Below are 17293 nucleotides of genomic sequence, written 5' to 3'. Positions count from 1 at the left end.
CCGGAAGCAGTTGGCGAAACAGGGGCAAACCCCTATTCCCGTTCCATCGTGCATTGCAACGGGTGCTGATGACGTTGCGCGAAATCCATCACCTGCGCCACCTTGGTCTCGGCGATCTCGTAGGAAAACACGCCGACCACGGCGACGCCCTTCTTGTGCACGGTGAGCATGATCTCGAATGCTTGGGCATGGCTCAGCCCGAAGAACCGTTCGAGCACGTGCACCACGAACTCCATCGGGGTGTAGTCGTCGTTGAGGATCAACACCTTGTAGAGCGGCGGTCGCTTGGTCTTGGGGCGCGTCTCGACCTTGACGCCGGTGAGGTCGTCGCCCTCGCCGTCGCCCTGTCCCGCCATTTGGATCGCCGCGTTCCGCATCGTCATCCGCTCTCAGGTCCTTTCGGTCAGGGTGCACGCCTCGTTGCCAATCCTGCTTGCGCCCCGTTATATAAGCGCCCCGGCGGCGGTGAAAAGACCGCCCCCCGAGGAGGAGTGTTCCCGATGCCGCAACGCTGGACCGTCGCCTTCGATGCCGACGACACGCTGTGGCACAACGAGCGCTTCTTCCGCTCCACGCAAGCCCGATTCGTCGACCTACTGCGCGATCATGCCGGCGAGGATCATCTGCGCGAACGCCTGCTTGCCGCCGAGCGGCGCAATCTGGGCCGCTACGGGTTCGGGGTGAAGGGATTCGTGCTGTCGATGATCGAGACTGCGATCGAGGTCAGCGAGGCGCGGGTGCCCTCAGCCGCCATCGGCGAGATCATGGCGATGGGCCGCGAGATGCTGGCCCACCCGATCGAGTTGCTGCCCGGCGTCGAGACCGCGGTGACCGCGCTGTCGGGCCGAGCCCGGCTGATGCTGGTGACCAAGGGCGACCTGCTCGACCAAGAGCGGAAGCTGGCGCAGTCGGGTCTGGGCGACGCCTTCGAGGCGGTCGAGATCGTCTCGGACAAGACCGCTCCGGTCTATGCCGGGATCTTCGCCCGGCACGGCGTCGCGCCGGATCGGGCGGTGATGGTCGGCAATTCGCTCAAGTCCGACGTGATCCCGGTGCTGGAGGCCGGCGGCTGGGGCGTGCACGTGCCGTTCGAGACCACCTGGGAGCTCGAGCACGCCGAACCGCCGCTTTCGCACCCCCGGTTCCGGCGGCTCGACGACCTTGCCCGCCTACCCGCTCTGGTTGAAAAGCTCGAGACCTGAACTGCGCGACCCGGGCTTGCCTGCGGCTTTCCCGCCACGCCCCCGGAGCACCCCATGCTCTCTACGGGCCTGTCAATTATGCACGTCTTTCGCATAGGGCGAGTCGGCCCCTGGTTAGCGCGGAACCTCAACTGTTCAAGAAAACCGATTGAGAATTAGTCTATTTTCGTAACGCTGCGTCCATGCTAGATTTAAGGACAATGATGAGGTCCCGGCGCAACGAACCGGAACCCGCGAGGCAAAACGAGAGGCAATCCACGTGAGCAGTCGTCTGTCGAGGACGGCCCGGACCGGGCTGTTGATCGTAACCACCCTCATGGCGAGTATCACCATCGCTACCGGCGCGGTCGCCGCGCCTTACGCGGCGATGGTCGTGGACGCCAAGACGGGCCAAGTCATCCACGAGGAAAACGCCGATACGAGGCTGCACCCGGCCTCGCTGACCAAGATGATGACCCTATACATCGCGTTCCAGGCGATCCAGCGCGGCGAGATCGGTCTCGACAGCGAAGTGACGATTCCGTCCTATGCCGCCGCCCAGCCGCCCTCCAAGCTGGGGCTGCGCAGCGGTCAGAAGATCAAGTTCCGCTACCTGCTGCGCGCCGCCGCGGTGAAGTCGGCCAATGATGCCGCCGCCGCCATCGGTTTCGCGATCTCGGGCAGCGAGGAGGCTTTTGCCCGCCGGATGAACGCGACCGCCCAGGCGATGGGGATGCGCAACACCACCTTCGTCAACCAGCACGGGCTGACCCATCCGAACCATTTGTCGACCGCGCGTGACATGACCGTGCTCGGCCGGCACATGATCTATGACTTCCCGCAGTATTATAACCTGTTCTCGCGCCGCACCGCCGATGCCGGCATGAAGCAGGTGAACAACACCAACCGCCGCTTCCTCGACGCCTACAAGGGCGCGGACGGGATCAAGACCGGCTTTACCAACGCCGCCGGCTACAACCTCGTGGCCTCGGCCCAGCGCGGCGACCGCCGGATCATCGCCACCGTCTTCGGCGGCACCTCGACCGCGAACCGCAACGCCCAGGTGATGAAGCTGCTCGACAAGGGCTTTGCCAGCCAGCCCGGCGCAGCACCCGCCCAAGCCCCGGCGTTGGTCGCAGCCACCCCGGCGCTCGGCCCGACCACCGGCGCCCACACGATTCGCGTGACCGGCGTGGTCAAGCGCAGCCTGCGGCCGCAGATCCGTCCGGGCGCCGCCACAGCAGCACCGGTGCAGGTCGCCACCGCCAGCGGCATCGAGGACGCGCTCGCCGCCGCGCTGCTGGTCTCCTCGGCTTCGGCCTCCACCGCCCAGCCGACGCCCGCACCGGTCGCCGAGGCCGTGACCGAAGCGGTGGCCGTCGCCGCCGCCCCGGTCACCGATCTGAGCGACATGGCCCCGGAAACCGCAGAGCTCTTCGCCGAAGCCGGGATCGCGCCCGAGACCACCCCGGAGGCGCGGCCGACCGAGATGATCATGACCGCGGCCGCCATCGCGCCGGTCGACGCCTCGCGGATGCAGGCGGTGCCCGAGGTGGTGACCCGCGTCTCGACCTCAGGCGGACGGCTCTGGGGCATCAACGTGGGCCGCTTCAACAGCCGCGGCGCCGCCGAGCGGGTGCTGATCCAGACCGCGCTGAACGAGCCGGGCGCGCTCGACGGGGCGCTGCGCCGCGTCACCCAGCGTTCGGGTGGCTTCGACGCCAACTTCATGGGTCTCACCAACGAGGCCGCCGACCTCGCCTGCCGCCGGCTGCAGGCCCGCGGCGCCATGTGTTTCATGATCGGACCGTCCTGAGCGCCTCCTCCCCGCTCTGAACGGCCCGACGGCGCCGCGTTCTCCTCCCGGAACGCGGCGCCGTCTTGCATTCGGGGGCCCGAGCGATTTGGGTGAGAGCGCTCAGCACAGGAGTTCGCATGCCCCGTCTCGCCGTCGTGCCCCCCGCCCCGCCGCGCTTCGCCACGACCGACCCCGAGGTCGAGGTCGGGCTGCACCGGGTGTTCTGCGTCGGCCGCAACTATGCCGCCCATGCCCGCGAGATGGGCGCCGACGAACGCGAGCCGCCCTTCTTCTTCACCAAGCCCGCCAGCGCCGTCGTCGCCACGGGAGCGGAACTGCCCTACCCGTCCGCCACGGCCAACCTGCATCATGAGGCCGAACTCGCGGTGCTGATCGGCACGGGTGGCAGCGGGATCGCGGTGGCCGACGCGCTCGACCATGTCTGGGGCTACGCCGCCGCCAACGACCTCACCCGCCGCGACCTGCAGGCCGAGGCCAAGGAAATGCGCCGGCCCTGGGACATGGCCAAGGGCTTCGATTCCTCGGCGATCCTGGGACCCGTCCATCCGGCGGCCGAGATCGGCCATCCCGCGCGGGGGCGGATCACCTGCCATGTCGATGACAACGAAAGGCAGGCGGGGGACCTGTCGCAGATGATCTGGAGCGTGGCCGAGGTCATCGCCCATCTGTCCCGGCTGGTGACGCTGTGCCCCGGCGACCTGATCCTCACCGGCACGCCCGAGGGGGTCGGATCGGTGGCGCCGGGCCAGTCCTGCGTCGTGGCGATCGAGGGGCTGGGCCAGGCGCGGTTCCGCTACAGCGCCTGACCGCGCGTCTTGTGCCTCAAAGGCTGGGTGAGGCGCAGGCCCCACCCGGACGAGCGCCCAGCCGCCCCTTCACCATTCCGGCAAATACGCATGGCACGCCGTCGCGGACCTCGCGACGCGGTACGGATTCAGAACGCCGCCGCCATCAGCGCACGGGTATAATCGGTGCGCGGCGCGTCGAAGATCGCCTCGGCCGAGCCAGCCTCGACCACGTCGCCGTTCTTCATCACCATCACCTTGTGGCTCAGCGCGCGCACCACCTTCAGGTCGTGGCTGATGAAGACATAGGCGAGGCTGTACTTGCGCTGCAGCGCCCGCAGAAGCTCCACGATCTGCACCTGCACCGTCATGTCGAGCGCGCTTGTCGGCTCGTCGAGCACGATGAGGCGCGGCCGCAGGATCAGCGCGCGGGCGATGGCGATGCGCTGGCGCTGGCCGCCCGAGAACTCGTGCGGGTAGCGATCCATGGAAGCGGGATCGAGGCCGACCTCGCGCATGATCTCGGCCACCATGTCGCGCCGGTCGCGGCCCTTCTCGACGCCATGGACGCCAAGCCCCTCGGCGATGATCTGCGCCACCGTCATGCGCGGCGAGAGCGAGCCGAAGGGATCCTGGAACACGATCTGGATTTCCGAGCGCAGCGGCCGCATCCGTCGCTGGCTCAGATCCTGGATCTCGCGCCCGTCGAAGCGGATCTTGCCCTCCGAGCCGATCAGCCGCACCATGGCGAGCGCCAGCGTCGTCTTGCCCGAGCCGCTCTCGCCGACAACGCCCACGGTCTCGCCGGCGCGCACCGACAGCGTGGCGTCGTTTACCGCCTTCACGTGCCCGACCGTCCGCTTCAGCAGCCCGCGATGGATCGGGAACCAGATCTTCAGGTTTTCGGTCTCGGCGACCACCGGCGCGGCCTCGGAGACCGGGTCCGGCAGGCCGGTCGACTCGGCCTCGAGCAGCATGCGGGTATAGGGGTGCCTGGGACTGGCAAAGATCTCGGCCGTCGGCCCCTGCTCGACGATCTCGCCATCCTTCATGACGCAGACCCGGTCGGCGATGCGGCGGACGATGCCGAGATCATGGGTGATGAACAGCATCGCCATGCCGGTGTCGCGCTTGAGCTCGGCCAGCAATTCGAGGATCTGCGCCTGAATCGTCACGTCGAGCGCGGTGGTCGGCTCGTCGGCGATCAGCAGGTTGGGGTTGTTGGCCAGCGCCATGGCGATCATCACCCGCTGCCGCTGCCCGCCTGAAAGCTGGTGCGGATAGGCGCCGAGGCGGGTTTCCGGGTCACGAATGCCGACCCGGGTCAGAAGCTCGATGATGCGGGTCCGCACCGCCGAACCGCGCAGCCCCTGGTGCAGCTCGATCGACTCCGACAGCTGCCGCTCCAGCGTGTGCAGCGGGTTGAGCGAGGTCATCGGCTCCTGGAAGATGAAGGAGATGTCGTTGCCGCGCACCCGCCGCAGCTCGGCCTCGGGCGCGCCGACCATCTCGCGCCCCTCATAGGTCACCGAGCCGGACACCTCGGCCGTCTCGCCCAGCAGCTGCACGGTCGAGAGCGCGGTGACCGATTTGCCGGACCCGCTCTCGCCGACCAGCGCCACGGTCTCGCCGCGCTCCACGTGAAAGGAGACGCCGCGCACCGCAGGCACCCGGCGGCCGTCCTGCCGGAAGTCCACGTTCAGGTCGCGGACGTCGAGGATCGTGTCGGTCATGCGAAGGTCTTCCTCGGATCGAAGGCGTCACGCACCCCCTCGAAGATGAACACCAGAAGCGACAGCATGATCGCGAAGGTGAAGAAGGCGGTGAAGCCCAGCCACGGCGCCTGCAGGTTCTGCTTGGCCTGCAATGTCAGCTCGCCCAGAGAGGGCGCCGAGGACGGCAGGCCGAAGCCCAAGAAATCGAGCGCGGCCAGCGTGCCGATGGCGCCGGTGACGAGGAAGGGCAGCATGGTGACGGTCGCGACCATGGCGTTGGGCAGCATGTGGCGGAACATGATCTTGCTGTCGGAGACGCCCAGCGCCCGGGCAGCGCGGATGTATTCGAAGTTGCGGGCGCGCAAGAACTCGGCCCGCACCACGCCGACCAGCGAGGGCCAGCCGAACAGCACGGTGAGAAACACTAGTAGCCAGAAACTTCGTCCCAATATCGCGAAGACGATGATGATCACGTAGAGCGAAGGCGTGCCGGTCCAGATCTCGATGATCCGCTGGAAGATCAGGTCGGTCCAGCCGCCGAAATAGCCCTGCACCGCGCCCGCCACGATGCCGATCAGCGACGAGGCCAGCGTGACGATGATCGCGAAGACCACCGACAGCCGGAAGCCGTAGATCACCCGCGCGACCACGTCGCGCTTGGTGTCGTCAGTGCCGAGCCAGTTGGTCTCCGACGGCGGCGCCGGGGCGACGCCGGGCACATCGACGATGGTGTCGTAGGAATAAGGGATCGGCGGCCAGATCATCCAGCCCTTGGCGTAATCGGCCGGGTCGCTCTCCTCGAGCGGCAGCGGCTCGCCCGCCTCGGCCGCCGCCATGATCGCCGCCGGCTCGTAGAAGCAGTCGGTCAGCCCGCCGGTGACGATCAAGCACTGCACCTCGGGGTCCGAATAGGCCGCCTCGGTCGGGAAATCGCCGCCGAAATCCCGCTCGGAATAGAAGCCCACGATCGGGCTTCTGAGTTCACCGCGATAGCTCACCAGCAATGGCTTGTCGTTGGCCAGAAGCTCCGCGAAGAGGCTCAGCCCGAACAGCACCGAGAAGATGACGAGCGACCACAGCGCCCGGCGGTTACGCTTGAAATTGCGCCAGCGGCGCGCGTTGAGCGGCGACAGCGCCATTCAGCCTCTCCGTTCGAAGTCGATGCGCGGGTCGATCAGCACATATGTGAGGTCGGTGAGGATGCCGACGACCAGCGCCAGCAGCGAGAAGGCGAAAAGGGTGCCGAACACGACCGGGTAGTCGCGCGCCACGGTCGCCTCGAAGCCGAGCCGCCCCAGACCGTCGAGCGAGAACAGCGTCTCGATGATCAGGCTGCCGCCGAAGAACACGCCGATGAACAGCGCCGGGAAGCCTGAGATCACGATCAGCATGGCGTTGCGGAAGACGTGGCCGTAGAGGACCCGGCGCTCGGTGAGCCCCTTGGCCCGGGCCGTCATCACGTATTGCTTCTTGATCTCGTCGAGGAAGGAATTCTTGGTCAGCAACGTCAGCGTCGCGAAGGCCGAGATGGTCGAGGCCAGCACCGGCAGCGTGATGTGCCAGAAATAGTCGAGCACCTTGCCGATCAGCGACAGGCTCTCCCAATTGTCGGAGGTCAGCCCTCTGAGCGGGAAGATCCGCCAGTAGGAGCCCCCGGCGAAGAGCACGATCAGCAGGATCGCGAAGAGGAAGCCGGGGATCGCGTAGCCGACGATGATGGCGCCGCTGGTCCAGGTGTCGAAGGAGGAGCCGTCACGCACCGCCTTGCGGATGCCCAGCGGGATCGAGATCAGATAGGCCAGCAGCGTCGACCACAGTCCCAGCGTGATCGAGACCGGCATCTTCTCCAGCACCAAGTCGACCACCGAGATCGAGCGGAAGTAGCTCTCGCCGAAATCGAAGCGGATGTAGTTCCACATCATGTTCAGGAACCGTTCCAGCGGCGGCTTGTCGAAGCCGAACTCGCGCTCGAGCTCGGCGATGAACTCGGGCGGCAGGCCGCGCGCGCCGATATAGTCGCTGTCGCCTCCGCCCTGGCTCACCTCGGCCCCGCCGCCGGCGATGCTCTCGAACACGTCGCCACCGCCCTCCATCTGGGCGATGATCTGCTCGATCGGCCCGCCCGGCACGAACTGCACGAGGGCGAAGTTGATGATCATGATCCCGAGCAGCGTCGGGATCACGAGCAGCAAACGTCTGAGGATATAGGCGCCCATGCGGTCGGAAATTCTCCTTTAGCGCAGCGCGCCCGCGGCGCGCAGCTCTTCTGCGGCCTCGGCGTCGTACCACCAGAAGTCCATCTCGCCCAGTGTCAGCGGCGGCATGTTCTCGGGATGACGGTACTGGTCATAATAGGCGACGGTGTAGACGTCCTTGTACCACTGCGGCACCCAGATCACCTCGGCCCTGAGCACCCGGTCGAGCGCATGGGTGGCGGTAGTCAGATCCTCGAGCGACTGCGCGTTGATCACCTCGGTCACCAGACGATCCACCGCCGGGTTGCGCAGCCGCATCAGGTTGCGCGAGCTGTCGTCAGCGGTCTTGGAGGCATACCACTGCTCCAGCTCGACCCCCGGCTCGAAGCCCATCGAGAAAGTGTGGTTAACGAGGTCGAAATCGCCCGAGCGGGTGCGCTCGACATATTGCGCGGTATCGACCCGGTCGAGCACGCCCTTCACGCCCAGCCGGGCGAGGTTCTCGATGAAGGGGTTCACGATGCGGTCGAATTGTGGGCTGACCTGAAGGAAGACCAGCTCCAGCACCTCGCCATCCTTGCGGCGCAGGCCGTCATCGCCGACGGTCCAGCCTGCCTCCTCCAGAAGCCGCCCGGCCTCGCGGTAGGTGCGGCGGTCCGGGGTATTGGCCGAAACGTCGAGCACCGGGGCACGGCGTGCCTCCTCGGTCAGGATGGTCTCGGGCAGGAGCCCTTCCTCGACCAGCGGCTCGAGGAGCGCGCGCTCGCCGTCGGACGGGGTGCCGGTCGCCTCGAGATCGGAATTTTCGAAGAAGCTCTCGACCCGTTCATAGAGGCCGTAGAAAAGCGACTCGTTCGACCATTCGAAGTTGAACATCATCCCGATCGCCTCGCGGACGCGCGGATCCTGCCACTTAGGGTCGTCGAGGTTGAAGATGAAGGCCTGCGCGCCGGCGATGGTGCCGTCGGGGATCTCCTCGCGCACCACCCAGCCCTTCTGGATCGCCGGGAAGTCGTAACCGGTGGCCCAGTCCTTGGAGGAGTTCTCGGCCCGGAAGGTGTATTCGCCCGACTTGAAGCCCTCGAAGGCGGCGCTGCTGTCGGCGAAATACTCGACCCGGATCGTGTCGAAGTTGTTGCGCCCGATGTTGAACGGGTGGTCAGCGCCCCAGAAATTCTCGTTGCGGCCGTAGACGATGCGCCGGTTGATGTCGAAGCTCTTCAACTCGTAGGCGCCAGTGCCGAGGAAGGGCTCCTGCGTGCTCTCGTCGATCCGCGCACCGGTCTCCTCGAACCAGGCCTTGGAGAAGGCGATGGTCGAGCCAGCGAAGCCGATCACGTCGCGGCGCGGGGCGTCCTTGTTGAAGGTGAATTTGATCCGGTGCGGCCCCAGCACCTCGACGCTGTCGAGGAAGTTCTGCACCACGGCGCGGAACTCGGCGATGCCCTGTTCGAGGAACAGTTCGTTGGTGAACTTCAGGTCCTCGGCGGTCATCGGGGTGCCGTCGGCGAAGGTCACGTCGTCGCGCAGGTTGAAGATCACCCAGTCGCGGCTCTCGGGATATTCGAGAGTGGTGCAGAGGTAGCAGTAGATCCCATAGGGATCGTCGGCGACCGAGGTCATGATCCGCTCATGCGGCAGCGAATTCAGCGCGGCGGCGACGCCCTGACGCGAATAGGAGTTGAAGCTGTCGAAGGTGCCTTGCGACCACTCGCTGATCTCGCCGCCCTTGGGCGCGTCCGGGTTGACGTAGTCGAGATGCTCAATGTCGGGGCCGTATCTCAGCTCCCCGAAATTGGTGTAGCCGTGGCTGGTGATGACCCGCTCCTCGCCGGCCCCGCCTTCGGCACTGGCCGGCTGGGTCGTCTCGGGCGGCGCCGCGGCAGGCGCCTCCTGCGCGCGGCCGGGCGCCGCGACGAACAGCGCCGCGAGAGCCAGTGCCGAGCCGGTGATCCACAGAGCTGGCCGTCCCGCGGGACGGGTGACGGCTCGGGCATAAGGACGGGTCGCTTGCATCTTGCACTCCTCCGGCGGGACGGCCTGAGGGCGAGGCTAGCGGCGCAAGGCGCTGACGTTCAAGGCGAGATTGCGTGAGCGGCGGCGCATGGCCGCCCGCAGCATGCGAAAGGGGCCGCCCCTTGCGGAGCGGCCCCGAAGCCATTCAACCCTGAGGGGTTATCCGCCGCCGATTGTCGCGAGATAGGCGATCAGATTGGCGCGGTCCTCGGCATCCTTGAGACCGTTATAGGTCATCTTGGTGCCCGGCGCGTAGTCGCGCGGGTTGGCGAGGAAGCCGTTCAGATGCTCGGGCGACCAGACATCGGCCACCGCCTTGAGCGCGCCCGAGTAGCTGTAGCCCGGATAGGCGCCGACCTCGCGGCCGACGACTCCGTGGAGCGACGGGCCGGTGCCGTTCACGCCCTCTTCCAGAGCGTGGCAGGAGCGGCAGTTGCGCCAGACGCCTTCACCCGCCGCGGCATCGGCGCTGGCATAGATCTCCTCGAAGGGGACCGCCTCTTCCTCGGCGCCGCCTTCGCCACCGGCGTCCTCGACCGGGATCGAGTAGGCCTGCTCGACCTCGCCATGACCGCCTCCATGGCCGGCACCATAGATGATGTCGGCGGCCCAGCCACCAAGGAGGAAGACCAGCAGCGTGCCGCAGAGGCCGCCAACGACCTTGGTCAGGGTCATCGTGTCGAACATGTCGCGTTCCATTCCGTTCGGCGTTTCGCGGGTATGTATCCGCTTCCCGCGCGCGGTTGCAAGGTGTAGTCCCGCGACGAATTGCCCTTATGGGGAGCCCGCCGAGGGGAGGATCCGCCATGGCCGGACGCATCGCATTCCAGGGTGAACTTGGCGCCTATGGCCATCAGGCCTGCGCCGAGGCGCGGCCCGACATGGAACCGCTGCCCTGCACCACCTTCGAGGACGCGATCGAGGCGGTGCGCAAGGGCACGGCCGAGCTTGGCATGATCGCGGTCGAGAACTCGACCTATGGCCGGGTCGCGGACGTGCATCACCTGCTTCCCGAGAGCGGGCTGCACATCGTCGACGAGGCCTTCGTGCGGGTGCATATCAACCTGCTGGGCGTAAAGGGTGCACGGCTGGCGCAGGTCGAGACCGCGACCAGCCATACCGTGCTACTGGGTCAGTGCCGGGGCTTCCTGCGCGAGCACGGCATCTCGACCATCACCGGCGCCGACACCGCCGGATCGGCCCGCGCCATCGCCGAGGCCGGTGATCCGCGCCACGCCGCGCTCGCCTCCGAGATCGCGGCCGAGATCTACGGGCTCGACGTGCTGGCGCGCCATATCGAGGATCACGCCCGCAACACCACGCGGTTCCTGGTCATGGCGCGCGAACCGGACCTCAAGCGTCGTGGCAAGGCCGGCATGATGACCAGCTTCGTGTTCCGGGTGCGCAACATTCCGGCCGCGCTCTACAAGGCGATGGGCGGCTTCGCGACCAACGGCGTCAACATGACCAAGCTCGAGAGCTACATGGTCGGCGGCCAGTTCACCGCGACCCAGTTCTACGCCGAGATCGAGGGGCATCCCGACGACCGCAACGTCCAGCTCGCCTTCGACGAACTCGACTACTTCACCGACAGCATCAAGCTGATGGGCGTTTTCCCGGCGGCCTCGCGCCGGCACGAGCCGGCGCAGCGCGGCTGATCTCTCAGCCCGCCCGCCGCGCCCAGCGCGCCTCGATTTCGCGGGCATACCCTTCGAGCCGCCCGGCGAGGCGGGTCTCGAGCGTGCCGCGCGCCAACTTCAGCGATTGCAGCACCAGCCGTCCGGGCATGGAGCGTGGCGCCAGCGTCACCGACAAGCCGAGCCTGCTCTCGCCCGTCGTCTCGGGCTGCGCCTCGACCCGCACCACGATCTCGAGCCCCGAGCTCTCGCCGCGCACCGTGTAGTCCTGCGGCGCGTCGAAGCCGATGATCTCGGCCGCGATCTCGCGCTCGCGGCCCATCACCGGCACGCTGGCACTCCAGGCCCGGCCCACCGGGGCGGGGCCGCCGCGCCGCTCGATCTCGATCCCCCGGCGCAGCGCCTGCCGCTCGAAGGCGGTGAAATCGCTGGCCTGCTCGAAGACGAAGTCGCGCGGGGCCGCGACCCGCTGCTGCGACGAGAATTCCATGATGCTGCCTCGATCTGCCTCTTTGGGGCGATTTGTCGCGTCAATCGAGCCTGCCCGCAAGCCAGTTCCACATCAGGTGCCGCGCGATCGAGCCCCTGAGCGGCGGGCGGATCTCGGCGTCCTCGCCGGCGAAGATCCGTGCCAGACGCTGCCGCGACACCCAATGCGCGGCCGCGATCTCGGCCGGATCGGGCCGCGGCTCCGGCCGCTCCCGCCCCGCCACGCGGGCATGAAAGCCCAGCATCAACGAGGCGGGAAAGGGCCAGGGCTGGCTCGCCACGTAGCCAACCTCCCCTACAGTCACCCCGACCTCCTCGGCCACCTCGCGGCGCACCGCCGCCTCGGCGGTCTCGCCCGGCTCGACATAGCCGGCGAGTACCGAGAACATCGTCTCGGGCCAGGCCGGAGCGCGACCGAGCAGCAGATGATCGCCCTGCGTCACCAGCATGATCACCACCGGATCGGTGCGCGGGAAATGCTGCCCGCCGCAGGAGGGGCAGTCGCGCCGCCAGCCCGCCTGCGCCATCTCGCTCGGCGCGCCGCAGCGCGCGCAGAAACGGTGCGCCGCGTGCCAGTTCAGCAATGCGCGCGCCATCGCCGCCAGCTCGGCGTCGCGCGGCGACAGCCCGCCCAGCCGGCCCCTCAGTTCGGCAAAGCGGCCGACCGCGATGTCCGGATGTGCCAGATCCTCGATCGGCGACATTTCCTCCGGTGCGCCGGGCCAGTCGGGCAAGGCGCAGGCCCAGATGCCCTCCCCCGCCGGGTCGCGGCCCAGAAGCACCGCCTCGGCCATCGCGGCGGCCGGGCCGAACACCGCATCCGTCCGGGCAAGCGACACCAGCCGGTCGCCATCGAGCAACATCCGGCCGCGCCAGAGCGGCAGCGCCTGCGCGCCGGGCCGCGCCGCCAGAGCCGCCAGCGCCTCCGAATCATCGCGCAGGGAGGCGGCGCGGTCGAACCCGTCGCCGCCGAAGGTGATCGGCTCGGAAATCGTCATGTAGTCTCCCTTTGCGCTCGTGACGCTGCGGCACGGCGCACAGTGCGCAACGTCGCGGCGATGTAAAGCTGGGCGACCACCCGCCACAACCATAGGCTTTATTCATGTTTTCCACAGCAAGGGGAGCGGGTGCGTGGTGAACAGACCAGGCGACGACATCCAGAGCACGGAAGAGAATGGGCGGATCGCGCTCCGGCTTCTTTGCACCACCGACCTGCATGGTCACGTCCTGCCTTGGGACTACACCGCCCGGCGCCGCGACTGCCGGGTCGGGCTGGCACGGCTGGCGCCGCTGATCCGGGCCCATCGCCGCCGCTGCGCCAACACGCTGCTGTTCGACAATGGTGACTTCCTGCACGGCAACCCGATGGCCGACGCCGAAAGCGTGCGGCTGGCGGCGGGGGGCGCAGCACCGCACGCTGTGGCGGTGGCCATGAACGCGCTGGGCTACGACGCGGGCACGCTCGGCAATCACGAGTTCAACCGCGGCCTCGAACTGCTGCGCCGGGTGCTCGACCAACTCGCGCATCCGGTTACCTCCGCCAACCTCCGCGGTCTCGACGCTTTTCCACTGGCGCCATCCGGGCTGCTGCTGCGGCGACGGCTGCGCGATGCCGCCGGGCGCGAGCGGCTGCTGCGGATCGGCGTTCTGGGCCTCGCGCCGCCGCAATGCCTCGAATGGGATCGCCGCTGGCTCGCCTGGCGGGTGGGCGCGCGCGACATGGTCGCGGCGGCCCGGGCCCGCGCCGGGGCCCTGCGTCAGCGCGGTGCCGATCTGGTGGTGGCGCTGGCCCATAGCGGGCTCGGACCCGAAGCGCCGGCCCCGCCCTGTGCCGAGAACGCCGGACGGGCCCTGGCGGCCCTGCCCGGGATCGACGCGTTTTTCCTCGGACACAGCCACGAGGTCCACCCTGCCCCCGGCGAAGATGGCCGGTTGCACGGCACACCGGTGGCGCAGGCGGGTCGGTTCGGCAGCCATCTCGGGGTGATCGATCTGGGCCTCGCGCGCGACGTGACGGGACGCTGGCGGGTCGTCCATGCCCGGTCACGCAGCGAAGCGCCCGGCCCAGCGTCTGCGCAGGTGCACCGCGAATTGGTGGCCGCCTCGGCCCGGCAGCCGCATCTGCGCATGCTGGAGCAATTGCGCCGCCCGGTCGGGCGCAGCCGGGTGCCGATCGACAGCCATTTCGCGCTGGTCGCGCCGGATGCTTCGCTGCAGCTTCTGTGCGACGCATGGCGGCGGGCGGCGACGCCGCTGCTCGCCGGTCGCGCGGAAGCCATGCTGCCGCTTCTCACTGTCGCCGCGCCGTTCCGCAGCGGCGGCCACGGCGGCGCACGGCATTTCCTGTCGCTGCCAGCGGGGCCCGTGACCGAGCGCCATCTGCGCGCCCTCCAGCCGCATCCCGACCTGCTGTCCCTGAGCGTGGTCGACGGGGCCACGCTGGCGGGCTGGCTGGAGCAGGGAGCGCGGCTGTTTCGCCGGCTGCTGCCCGGATCGCGCGACCAGGCGCTGATCGACCCCTCGATGCCGCCCTATGGCTTCGACGTGATCGACGGGCTGACTTGGCGGATTGACCCGACCCGGCCGATCGGCGCGCGCATCGACGACCTGCGTCAGGCCGGACGCGTCGTGGCTCCGGATGATCGCTTCGTGGTCGCCGTATCGAGTCATCGGCTTTCGGGCGGCGACCCTCTGGCGCAGGCGCTGCGACAAGGCCAGATCCCGGTCCCGGCCCAGCCCTTGCGCGCGGCGCTGCGGGCACATCTGGCGGCGGGCCCGGTGGCGCCGCGGCCCCGCAGGTCCTGGCGCTTTGCCGCCCTGCCCGGCACCGCCGCTTGGTTCGAGGCGCCCGACGCCGCTCGCCGAACCGTGTCGCGGGTCGCCGCGCGCGGGATCGCACCGCTCGCCCCCGCCCGCGACGGGCTGCTGCGTTTCGAGCTGCGCCTCGGCCCGCAGGACGCGGCCCGGCCCATCGACTTCGCCCCCCGGCTCGGCTATGGCGGCTGCGCCATGACAAGGACACCGCGATGCCCCGCCGCTATGACGCCGTGATCTTCGACCTCGACGGCACGCTGGTCGACACCGAGACCCTGTGCAACGCCGAGGCGCTGCCGGCGCTGGCCGAACAGGGCATCGAAATCGCGCCGGACCTCTTCGACAGCCTGGCCGGGGTGCATGACGACCGTCGGCTCGAGCTGGTCGCCGAACATGCCGGCCAGCCGGTTGACGCGGCGCGCTTCTACGACGCATGGGACGACCGGGTCGAAGCGCGGCTTTCGGCGGGGCTTGCGCTCAAGGACGGGGCGGCGGAGCTGATCGCCGCGATCGCCGGGCTCGGGCTGCCGATGGCGATCGCCACCTCGTCGCGCCGCCGGCCCGGCCTCGCCAAGATCCGCGCCGCCGGGCTCGACCGGCATGTCGAGACGATCGTCACCGTCGAGGATGTCGAGACGGCCAAGCCCGCCCCCGACGCCTATCTCGAGGCGGCGCGGCGGCTGGGCGCCGACCCGGCGCGTTGCCTCGTCTTCGAGGACAGCGACACCGGCGCGCGGGCGGGCCATGCCGCCGGCATGACCGTGGTGCAGGTGCCCGACATCTCGGCCACCGAGGGCCGCCACGCCGCGCATCTGGCCGAGAGCCTGGTCGACGGCGCGCGCGCCGCCGGGCTGTTGCCGCTGCCGGCCTGAGCCCGGCGCCACGGTCTTGCGTCCCCGGACGCCCTTCCCTATATGCCGTCTCGAGAGGTTGGCGCGGGCAAGCGCCTCGCCAACCCGGTCAGGTCCGGAAGGAAGCAGCCGCAACGAGCCCCGCTTGGGTCGTGTTCCAGCCTCTCACCCACCCGAACGACGGAGGACATCATGGAGATTGTGATCGCCCTCCGGGCCGGGGCTGCCTGAGCCGCCCCTTGCCCGACGCGAAGCTGCCCGCTCCGGCGGGCCCGTGTTCTTTCGTGACGGGACCAATGCATTGACAGACCTCACGCTTACCGACCTCGGCTGGTCGGACCATTTCGCGCGCCAGCTCGAAGAGGGCGACGCCCCAGCGCGCATCGCCGAAATCCATCGCACGATCCTCGTGGCGCTCACCCCCGAGGGCCCCGTGAAACTCCTTGCGCCCTCCGGCGCGGGCAGCTTCGCCGTGGGCGACTGGGTCGGAATGCGGGACGGCGCGGCGCGCATGCGCCTCGCACCCCGCAGCCAGATCGCCCGCAGGGCCGCCGGCCACACCGTCTCGCGCCAGCTCGTCGCCGCCAATGTCGACACGCTCGGCATCGTCACCAGCTGCAATGACGACTTCAACCCGGCGCGGCTGGAGCGCTACGTGGCGCTGGCGATGGCGGGCGACTGCCTGCCGCTGGTGATCCTCACCAAGTCCGACATGGTGGACGACCCCGAACCTTACCTCGCGCAGGCCCGTGCGATCTCACCCCTCGTCGTGGCGATGGCGCTCAACGCCCGCGATCTCGACGACGCGGCGCGGCTCGAGCCGTGGTGCGGACCGGGCCAGACCCTGGCCCTCGTCGGCTCTTCGGGTGTCGGCAAGACGACGCTCCAGAACGCGCTGACCGGCGGCGCCGAGGCCACGGCAGGCATCCGCGAGGATGACGCCAAGGGGCGCCATACCACCACCTACCGGGCGCTCAGGCGCTGCCGCGCCGGCGGCTGGCTGATCGACACGCCCGGCATGCGCGAACTGCAACTCACCGATACCGCCGAGGGGATCGAGGAGCTGTTCGACGATATCACCGAACTGGTGACGCAGTGCCGGTTCTCGGATTGCGCGCACGAGACCGAACCGGGCTGCGCGGTGCGTGCCGCCATCGAGGCGGGCGCTCTCGACCCCGAGCGCTTCGCCCGCTGGCGCAAGCTGGAGGCCGAGGATCGCCACAACAGCGAAAGCCTCGCGGAAGGGCGCGCGCGGGGACGGGCCTTCACCCGGCACATCAAGGCCACCCAGCGCGGGGCGAGGCGCCGCAAGGGCGGTTGACGCCCCCGGCCCTGCCGGGCCTGATGGCCCGGCAGGAGGGCGCATGGACGAAACCGATGGCGACCGCGAAATCGACCGCAAGACGAAATGGGCCGAGGACCGCACCGACTGGGCCGAGGACCGGACGCTGCTGGCCAACGAGCGGACCTTCGCGGGCTGGATGCGCACCGGCATGGCGGCGCTGGGCGTGGCGATCGGTCTCAAGGCGGTGTTCGGCGATTTTTCCCCGACTTGGCTGGCCAAGGCGGCGGCCTCGATCTTCATCGTCATCGCGGTGGTGATCTTCGGCGCCGCCACGCATGAGACGCGCAAGGCGCAGCGCCGGATCTCGAGCCATGTGGCCGAAGCGCAGGGCGCCCGGCGGATGCTGATCCTCGCCGTGCTGCTGTCGCTGGGCGCGATTGCCACGGGCGCGATCCTGTGGCTGTTGTGAGCGGCGGCACGGTGGACCTCCGGCCCCCGGATGCCTA

At 68.8% G+C, this 17293-nt stretch carries 16 protein-coding genes and 1 other RNA gene; 9 read left to right on the top strand and 8 right to left on the bottom strand.

The window, feature by feature from the left end; translation table 11 throughout:
• Nucleotides 1-32: 32 nt before the first annotated feature.
• Nucleotides 33-356, bottom strand: a complete 324-nt coding sequence (clpS, locus tag FHS00_RS15990; protein ID WP_407660136.1) for an ATP-dependent Clp protease adapter ClpS — start codon at nucleotides 354-356, stop codon at nucleotides 33-35.
• Nucleotides 357-500: 144 nt separating this feature from the next.
• Between clpS and FHS00_RS15985 the strand changes: the two genes are divergently transcribed.
• From FHS00_RS15985 to FHS00_RS15975, 3 genes are all read left to right on the top strand, one after another.
• Complete coding sequence (locus FHS00_RS15985; RefSeq protein ID WP_183475094.1) at nucleotides 501-1202, top strand: HAD family hydrolase; 702 nt, start codon at nucleotides 501-503, stop codon at nucleotides 1200-1202.
• 316 nt (nucleotides 1203-1518) lie between these two features.
• A complete protein-coding gene (locus tag FHS00_RS15980; protein WP_183475118.1) occupies nucleotides 1519-2997 on the top strand; it encodes a D-alanyl-D-alanine carboxypeptidase family protein in 1479 nt (492 codons plus the stop codon).
• A gap of 119 nt (nucleotides 2998-3116) precedes the next feature.
• Nucleotides 3117-3806 carry a fumarylacetoacetate hydrolase family protein gene (locus FHS00_RS15975; protein ID WP_183475093.1) on the top strand — a complete coding sequence of 230 codons (690 nt, stop codon included), beginning with the start codon at nucleotides 3117-3119 and terminating at the stop codon, nucleotides 3804-3806.
• A gap of 128 nt (nucleotides 3807-3934) precedes the next feature.
• On the opposite strand, the gene FHS00_RS15970 is transcribed toward FHS00_RS15975, so the two are convergent.
• The 5 genes from FHS00_RS15970 to FHS00_RS15950 all read right to left on the bottom strand — a co-directional run bounded on the left by FHS00_RS15970 (nucleotide 3935) and on the right by FHS00_RS15950 (nucleotide 10398).
• Entirely contained in the window at nucleotides 3935-5518 is a 1584-nt protein-coding gene (locus tag FHS00_RS15970) for an ABC transporter ATP-binding protein (protein WP_183475092.1), read from the bottom strand.
• Nucleotides 5515-6639: an ABC transporter permease gene (locus FHS00_RS15965; RefSeq protein ID WP_183475091.1), complete on the bottom strand. Its 1125-nt coding sequence runs from the start codon at nucleotides 6637-6639 to the stop codon at nucleotides 5515-5517. The genes FHS00_RS15970 and FHS00_RS15965 overlap by 4 nt, the downstream gene beginning before the upstream one ends.
• Nucleotides 6640-7716 carry a microcin C ABC transporter permease YejB gene (locus tag FHS00_RS15960; protein WP_183475090.1) on the bottom strand — a complete coding sequence of 359 codons (1077 nt, stop codon included), beginning with the start codon at nucleotides 7714-7716 and terminating at the stop codon, nucleotides 6640-6642. It abuts the gene before it with no gap.
• Nucleotides 7717-7734: 18 nt separating this feature from the next.
• Nucleotides 7735-9711, bottom strand: coding sequence for an extracellular solute-binding protein (locus FHS00_RS15955; protein WP_183475089.1), 1977 nt, complete (start codon nucleotides 9709-9711; stop codon nucleotides 7735-7737).
• 159 nt (nucleotides 9712-9870) lie between these two features.
• Nucleotides 9871-10398 carry a c-type cytochrome gene (locus tag FHS00_RS15950; RefSeq protein WP_246391406.1) on the bottom strand — a complete coding sequence of 176 codons (528 nt, stop codon included), beginning with the start codon at nucleotides 10396-10398 and terminating at the stop codon, nucleotides 9871-9873.
• Nucleotides 10399-10517: 119 nt separating this feature from the next.
• Here FHS00_RS15950 and FHS00_RS15945 point away from each other — a divergent pair, with 119 nt between their 5' ends.
• The gene (locus FHS00_RS15945) at nucleotides 10518-11369 is read left to right on the top strand and encodes a prephenate dehydratase (RefSeq protein WP_183475087.1); all 852 of its coding nucleotides are present in this window, start codon (nucleotides 10518-10520) and stop codon (nucleotides 11367-11369) included.
• 4 nt (nucleotides 11370-11373) lie between these two features.
• Here the strand turns inward: FHS00_RS15945 and FHS00_RS15940 are convergent, their stop codons facing one another.
• Together FHS00_RS15940 and nudC are read right to left on the bottom strand one after the other, a co-directional pair.
• The gene (locus tag FHS00_RS15940; RefSeq protein WP_183475086.1) at nucleotides 11374-11838 is read right to left on the bottom strand and encodes an SRPBCC family protein; all 465 of its coding nucleotides are present in this window, start codon (nucleotides 11836-11838) and stop codon (nucleotides 11374-11376) included.
• Nucleotides 11839-11878: 40 nt separating this feature from the next.
• The gene (gene nudC / locus FHS00_RS15935) at nucleotides 11879-12835 is read right to left on the bottom strand and encodes an NAD(+) diphosphatase (protein ID WP_183475085.1); all 957 of its coding nucleotides are present in this window, start codon (nucleotides 12833-12835) and stop codon (nucleotides 11879-11881) included.
• A gap of 133 nt (nucleotides 12836-12968) precedes the next feature.
• Between nudC and FHS00_RS15930 the strand changes: the two genes are divergently transcribed.
• The 5 genes from FHS00_RS15930 (at nucleotide 12969) to FHS00_RS15910 (ending at nucleotide 17256) form a co-directional block, all read left to right on the top strand.
• The gene (locus FHS00_RS15930) at nucleotides 12969-14888 is read left to right on the top strand and encodes a 5'-nucleotidase C-terminal domain-containing protein (protein ID WP_183475084.1); all 1920 of its coding nucleotides are present in this window, start codon (nucleotides 12969-12971) and stop codon (nucleotides 14886-14888) included.
• Nucleotides 14864-15523, top strand: a complete 660-nt coding sequence (locus FHS00_RS15925; RefSeq protein WP_183475083.1) for an HAD family hydrolase — start codon at nucleotides 14864-14866, stop codon at nucleotides 15521-15523. Before FHS00_RS15930 ends, FHS00_RS15925 begins: the two co-directional genes overlap by 25 nt.
• A 52-nt stretch (nucleotides 15524-15575) precedes the next feature.
• Nucleotides 15576-15672: signal recognition particle sRNA small type (gene ffs / locus FHS00_RS15920), an RNA gene on the top strand.
• Between the two features lie 131 nt (nucleotides 15673-15803).
• Nucleotides 15804-16823: a ribosome small subunit-dependent GTPase A gene (rsgA, locus tag FHS00_RS15915; protein ID WP_183475082.1), complete on the top strand. Its 1020-nt coding sequence runs from the start codon at nucleotides 15804-15806 to the stop codon at nucleotides 16821-16823.
• Nucleotides 16824-16866: 43 nt separating this feature from the next.
• The gene (locus FHS00_RS15910; RefSeq protein ID WP_183475081.1) at nucleotides 16867-17256 is read left to right on the top strand and encodes a YidH family protein; all 390 of its coding nucleotides are present in this window, start codon (nucleotides 16867-16869) and stop codon (nucleotides 17254-17256) included.
• Nucleotides 17257-17293: the final 37 nt, after the last annotated feature.

Origin of the sequence: Limimaricola variabilis (genome assembly GCF_014195545.1) — a bacterium.
Classification (GTDB): domain Bacteria; phylum Pseudomonadota; class Alphaproteobacteria; order Rhodobacterales; family Rhodobacteraceae; genus Limimaricola; species Limimaricola variabilis.
Note: the sequence above shows the minus strand (reverse complement) of the source record. Positions and strands in the feature narration are given on the sequence as shown.